Annotated in this window: 4 protein-coding genes; 2 read left to right on the forward strand and 2 right to left on the reverse strand. The window is 39.0% G+C overall.

What is annotated here, in order from left to right; translation table 11 throughout:
* Positions 1–60 precede the first annotated feature (60 nt).
* Positions 61–2,259, reverse strand: coding sequence for a GumC family protein (locus tag UYI_RS0117790; RefSeq protein WP_016867998.1), 2,199 nt, complete (start codon positions 2,257–2,259; stop codon positions 61–63).
* 124 nt (positions 2,260–2,383) lie between these two features.
* A complete protein-coding gene (locus UYI_RS0117795) occupies positions 2,384–2,809 on the reverse strand; it encodes a hypothetical protein (RefSeq protein WP_016867999.1) in 426 nt (141 codons plus the stop codon).
* 1,126 nt (positions 2,810–3,935) lie between these two features.
* Between UYI_RS0117795 and UYI_RS36915 the strand changes: the two genes are divergently transcribed.
* Both UYI_RS36915 and UYI_RS0117805 read left to right on the forward strand, forming a co-directional pair.
* Positions 3,936–4,208, forward strand: coding sequence for a transposase (locus UYI_RS36915; protein ID WP_016868000.1), 273 nt, complete (start codon positions 3,936–3,938; stop codon positions 4,206–4,208).
* 807 nt (positions 4,209–5,015) lie between these two features.
* Positions 5,016–6,926: a bluetail domain-containing putative surface protein gene (locus UYI_RS0117805; RefSeq protein WP_016868001.1), complete on the forward strand. Its 1,911-nt coding sequence runs from the start codon at positions 5,016–5,018 to the stop codon at positions 6,924–6,926.
* The last annotated feature ends 186 nt before the right edge of the window (positions 6,927–7,112 follow it).

Consider the following 7,112-nt stretch of genomic DNA (forward strand, 5'->3'; position numbering starts at 1 on the left):
CACTGTAAGCAACTACCTCAAAAGCGATCGCACCTCTAACTAAGTATTGCAAAAAGAACTTTATCGATGATTTCTCACCAAAATAGATTTTCTAGACACACCCGTTGACTCCACTGAATCTTTTGCATAGTAGAAATAGCTATCTGGTTCGCGCTTCACACTTACGCCATTCATCACCATACCTAGTACTGTTTGACCTGACTGAGTTAAAAACTCTTTAGCTGCATTAGCACTTGCATAGTCAACTACTTCTGGACGCACCACCAACAAAATGCCGTCAGCTAATTTACCCAGAACTGCTGCATCTGCTGTCCCTGCTAGAGGTGGAGCATCAAAAATCACACAATCATATTTTTGGGTAAAGCTACCAACTAACGTAGCCATACGATCAGAGTCTAACAAAGCAACTGGATTGGGAGGCATCACCCCAGAAGTCAGAACATGTAAATTGGGCATTACCTCGTGAACAATTGTCTCCAAAGGCACTTGGTCAACAATGATATTGCTTAAGCCCTGATTATTACTTAGTTGCCAAATATGATGCTGGATGGGATGACGCATATCAGCATCTACCAACAGCACCCGACGTTCCACTTGTGCCATGGCGACAGCTAAGTTAGCAGAAACCTCTGATTTTCCTTCTTTAGGAATGGAACTGGTAACTGTAATTGCTTTTAGCTGCTTATATGAAAGAAATTTCAAGTTTGCTTGCAGCATTTGATACGCGTCACCAACGGGGAAATGAGGAATGTCCCTACCAACCACATTGGGGATTGCTCTATCTAACCCTTGTACTGAATAGCTGTTTTTAGTATTCCTACTTACACTAGGAATAACCCCTAGTAATGTGTACTGGAACAGTTCTCTAGCTTCTTTAACAGTCTTGATAGAGCGGTCTATCAAATCAACAGCAAGGGCAGCAATTATTCCCAGCATTATACCTAAAACTCCTCCACCTGCTGCAATCAAAGCTTTTCTAGTACCACTGGGCTCATCTGGTACTAATGCAGGGGAAATTATCCGGGCATTACTAACATTCTGGTTTTCTGCTACGTTAATTTCTTGTATTCTTGTCAATAGAGTTTCATAAGTTGTTTGAGCCGCTTTCAGTTTTCGCTCTAGCTCCCGCTGAGTTTGTTCTAACTTAGGTAGAATGTTGGCGCGTTGTTTGTAAACAGACCACGTATTAGTCAGTTCTGCAATTCGTCTTTCCAAACCGACACGTTCTTTATCTGTATTGGCTAAATCTTCAATCAGCTTTTGTCGCACCTCTCCCATTTGTAAATTTGCTGTAGAGATTTGCTGATTATTGCCACCTACCTGCTGTACTCGCTGTTGTAGTAAGCTTCTGAGAGCAGAAACTTTTTCTTCTAAATTAGCAACTGTGGGATGTCCGGGTTGATAACGGGTTCGTGCTACTGTCAATTCCGACTGTGCTTCCTGAAGTTCAGTCAGTACTTTTTGAGTTCCAGGTACTTGACTCAAGTCTACTGCCGATACAGCTTCTTGTGAATTGACCCTAGCCTGAGTTTGTAATTTCCCCAAACGAGCGTTAACATCAACTAGTTGGGCTTGTGCTTGGGCAATTTCATCTTCCAACCTGGAAATTGTATTAACTGCTGCGGTTGCTTCTTCTTGCAGGACAATAATCTTATTTCTCTCTTTGAATCTACGTAAGGCTAATTCTGCTTTCTGAACGGCTTCTTCAGTTTTGGGTAATTGCTGCAACATAAATTTGCCAGCAGAGATTGCTTCTTCTCTGTTGGCCTGGATGTTCTGCTTAGTATATTCTTCAACTATTTTATTGATGACTTTTGCAGCTAATTGGGGATCTTCATGTGTATAGGAAACTTCCAGAACGTCTGTACCTTTGACACCCTCTACCTTTAATTTTTTCTGAAGATCCTCGACTTTTAGAGGTTCACCTTCATCATTTTTGAGGCTAAGGGATGTAATGGTTTCTTGAAGGACAGGAACAGATGTAACGATCTTCGCCTGCGTGTCTACAGGGCTGTTATCCTGCACCAAAGATTCCAGTCGTCCTAAATCTTCTCCTACTCCTGTGAGTGAGGAGGTGCGACTTGTCTTAATCAACAGACTTGCTTGTGCTGTGTATGCAGGTTTAGTTGATAATGCATACAGCAATGCAAGGGTGACGACTACTCCAAAAACACCTACTGCCGTCATCCAACGCCGTTGCAGGACAAGCAAGTATTTTTGAAAATCTATCTCTTCAACATGAAATTCTGATTCCTTCATGGCAGATATTGACCTTAACTAATCACACATTCATTTAGATCTGCAAGTCACTTATACCAAATTTCTATAAAACTGCATATAGTTATACAAGTTAGCTTCTGTACAGGTTCAAAAATAATTGATATTAACTGATAAATCCGAAATCCTTGCTGGATTTACAACCAACCATTCTTGCATGTCTGCGAGTAAATTCTCCTACAGAGGGATTTCCTTCAGGGTAAATTACACCGATTGCTTGTTGCCAAAGTTCTGGAGATGCTACAAATACTTCATAAATCCGGTCACGCTTTTTAAGGTGATACCACTTTGTCTGTTGGCACTGATCACACCAGAATGCTTCTAACCATTCTCCTTCCAAGGGTACTGCTGTTTTATTCGCTACTAAAAACAGTGCGGTTCGCCGCCCTATTCCTCGCTGCTGGAGCTGCCCTGGACGATCAGCGAATAATGGATACTTTTGACTTACACTATCGAGATAGCATCCATGAATTGGACAATAGATGGCTCGTCGTTTTGAGCGCTTTCTATTTCGATCACATCTTCTTTGCACTTTGACCTCCCTTGTTGGGTGAATGCACAGTAGAGCAAGAAGTTGGCGCTGGAGGAACTGAGATCAAGTTAGACCGTCTAAGTTCATCTCCACTTTGCATTTCAGTGTTTAGTTTAAATTTACTTTAGTTAATCAATTATTTAATCATTTTTTTATAAAGATTCTGCAAAGTATTTTCCTTAAAAATACAAATCAAACACATAATAATTATCTCTTCTGTCCACACATTCAAAATGAAATGTGGCGATGAGCGATCGCTAAATCTCCTTAAAATTATGAATAGCTTAGGCAATTTATTTAATTGTAGTTACAATTTCTCTGCTAATTCAGCCATCTTTCTAAGATCTACAAATAAATCATTCAGCAAGATGGTTTAGTTGGAGGGACTGAGATCAAAATCGACCATCGAAGCCCTACTCCATAAAATCAAAATCATTTATTCAATTTTTTTGATTATCCCTTCACGAGATTAAAGTTGCACTGTTTTTGGCATGGAATGCAAATCATGCCACTTCCGCCGGTCTTTCAACCTAAAACTGTGTTATTACAACTGTAAAGTTCAAAAATTCTAATATCTATAACCCGGCAGGTGCTTTGATCATTTCATAAGTTGTTGTGTCTGATATGTTTCACTCCTCTAGGTTTACAAGTAAAAATTTTTACACTGTTTTGCTTTTGTATAGATCAAATCTTGCAGTGACCGCAAAATTAGGTTTAAGTATCAGAATCTTGGTCAAGTAATAGAATTTTTGTATAGCTACCTCAACTTTTGATAACTTCATTTTTTATGGGTAATTAATGTTACTTTTCAGTATACGGTGATTCAAATTTTTCATAAAATCTACGTTTGGATTTTACATCTTGGAGTATACAGCATATGTATACAAAAAATATTAAAACATTATACAGAATTATTTAAAACCAGTACAATTTATGCCTCTAGGTATATTCATAGATATTATTTTACATAGTCAATTATAACTATATTATTTAAAACTAGTATAATCTATGCCTCTAGGTATATTCATAGGTATGATTTTACCAATGTCAATGGCGTTGTTGCGTGAATAGGCAAAATGGTAAATTGTACCTATCGCTAATATTCTCTCGCCGCAAGCGCCCAACGATGAAAACGAAAGCCCAGTACAAAGTGAAGAATTGGAACGCTTATGATGCAGCCCTCAAACAACGAGGCAGTATCAGGTTCTGGGTGAACGAAGAAGTAATTGAGCAATGGCGCAATCAGCAGAAAACAGGGAGAAAGGGAGCATCGAATTATTACTCAGATGTGGCGATCGCCACAGCTTTGTGGAAGATCACAAATGAAATTAATAGCATAATATATGCTCACTTCGGAAAAGATGACGCTTCAGCAAATTTGAAAGAGAGTATGTTTTGACACGAACAGATATGTAAAATGAAATAGACATAACCTATATCAATATTAATTTGAAAAATTTATTGGGTAAATTGTTACCTTAATATTAAAAGTTTTAAGTAACTTAAATTTTTATACATCTAGACTAGTATAAAAGTTTATACCCACAGAAATATTATTGATGTATCTATCTTCTATCCTAAGTAAGATAAAAGATTCTAATCATTGAGCAAATCAAAACCTTATACCTAAGGCATAAACATCTACAGATTTTCATGAATTGCCGATATAGCTTAAGCAAGAAACAAATAATTTGAAAATAAGTGAAATATCTGTATAATGTTCAAGAATATTCAAATATTTGAATTTCATTTGCGATTGATGACCAAATATAGGCATCTGCCATTATTCAGTTGCTCTTGATTGATGTAACTGTAAACGTAACTTTTAATGCTCAGTTACGTAAAGGGTTTGAATTACCTCAACTGAAAATTTTGAATCTTTAGTTACCTGAAGTTAAGGTGTAAAGTCTACCAAGTTTCATCAAAAATTCATTTCGACAACCACACTAGATAGTGGTCTAGGTTTAAGATTTGCGATCGCCATTGCTATATATGCAAGTGTGATTCATTTATCTTGTGAACCTAGCGAAATGAAGAGATTCCGCATGGGACAATGTACTCATTTTGTCCAGTAATAATAGGCACAGGGATTTACACTGTTACGAACCGTGACGTAATTTCTAGATGTGACGGGTCTAATGCAACTTCAAGGTCTTTGCTAAAGGGACACTACTATCTTCCTCTTACACACCTTGGGAGTTAAATAATGGCTAGTACTTACTATGTTAACGCTGAGACAGGTAATGATAGTAACAATGGCTTAAGTGAAAAGGATGCTTTTAAAACTCTGCAAGAAGGGGCAGATCGGCTAGAACCAGGTGATACCCTCTACGTCATGGATGGGACTTACACCACCGATTCTGATCGAGCACTTTTATCAATTACCAGGAAAAATGGCTCACAGGATAATTGGATAACCATTAAAGCTTATCCAGGACATACGCCAAAGCTGAAAGTTAAGGACACCGATTATGGGATTCACATTTCTGGTTCATCCTACATACGCGTTGAAGGACTGGACTTGGAAGGTGGCAAGAATGAAGTGACGCTAGATTATGCCAAAAAAGAGCAATACAACACCAAAAATCCCTTAACTAATAGTTCTGGGATTGCCATTACCCCATCCTATGATGCGTCTGGGATAGATGGTTACTCTCACCACATTGTCATCGCTGACAACAATGTCCGTGACTTTACAGCTACAGGCATTTCAGCAGAAAAGGCAGACTACATCACGATCGAGAATAACACCGTTTCTGGAAACTCCTGGTATTCACCTCTAGGCACTAGTGGAATAGGCGTTATTTACAACCACAACACGGACAATAACACCAATGACTACAAGTTCATCATTCAAGGTAATACGGTTTATGATAACCAAAATCTGATTCCGTGGATTGGGGTAGGCAAAATCAGTGAAGGAAACGGAATTATACTCGATAGCACAGATGGTAAAAATTCTGGTGAGGTCTATAAAGGAAAGACATTAGTTGCCAATAACATTGTCTATAACAATGGTTCATCGGGAATCAATGCCTACCGCTATTCTAATGTAGACATCGTCAACAACACCACTTACGAAAATGCCACTAATATGGACCCGGGTGGTGAGATTGCAGTAGGTAAGGCAAAAAATGTGCGTGTTTACAACAACATCATGCACGCCAGATCTGATCGCCGTCCCAATAGCCTCTTTGAATCTGAAAACGTGGTTTTCGATCGCAACCTGCTTTACAACTATGACGATTATTATGAATTCAAGGCTTCAGATGATCCAAATGCTAAAGGATTGGAAAATATCTTGGGTTACGATCCACAATTTGTAGACCCTTCCCAGGGTAATTTTACACTCAAATCCGACAGCCCTGCGATTGATGCTGGTTCTGGTGCTTTCAATAGCATCACAACTTTGAAGAAAGATCAACAGGGTAATGATCGTCCCCAAGATGGTGATAGTAATGGCAGTGCGATCGCTGATATTGGTGCTTTAGAAGTAGTGGCGTCAAACTCCAGCGACAATAGCGAAGTCAAGGGTGTCAGTAATGCTTCTCCCATACCCAAGGAAACAAATAATGACAATCTTGTTACTACTTCAGAAACGGATAAAATCTTAACTCAAGAAGCAGAGAAACCCCTGAAGCGCGATGTGAATGCTGATATACTCACAGGTGGATCTGATGCAGATAAGTTTCTCTATGCTGGTAGAAATCAACAAGAGACATTTGCTCAATCAACAGTAAATGCGCCTGATCAAATCACCAACTTTAACCCTATTCAAGGCGATCGCATCCAGATAGATAAAGACGGTAAATTATCTACCCAAGAAGGACTTAAAGGAGCAAACCTATACAATGCAGGTTTGGTGAAAGGGAATAATCTGTCTGCTGCGATTCAAGCAGCCTATGACGATAAAGACCAGCAAACTCAAGGTGATCAGGTATTGAATAAAGACGAATCTGTCTTATTCAAATGGCGAGGTGGTACCTATTTAGCCATGAATGATCAGAATAAATCCTTTGACCCAAATACTGATTTTGTTCTGAATGTGAGCGGTATAAAAATGCCAGGCAAGGATATAGTAGCAGGAGTTCTCCAGGCAAAGAATTATGTTTGCTAGAAAGTTTTCCAGACTCTGCTGAGAAATATCAGGTTTCCTTAAACACCAATATTATCCGTTGGGGTAGGTAATAGGTAATAGGTAATCGGTAATGGGAAAGACTTGATATAACCAGCACCCCAAAGGCGCGATCGCGCACCCCCTTCTCAGGTGTACACAAGTTATATTTACCCCCCTTAATCCCCC

This window comes from Fischerella muscicola PCC 7414 (assembly GCF_000317205.1).
In the GTDB taxonomy this organism is placed as follows: Bacteria; Cyanobacteriota; Cyanobacteriia; order Cyanobacteriales; family Nostocaceae; genus Fischerella; species Fischerella muscicola.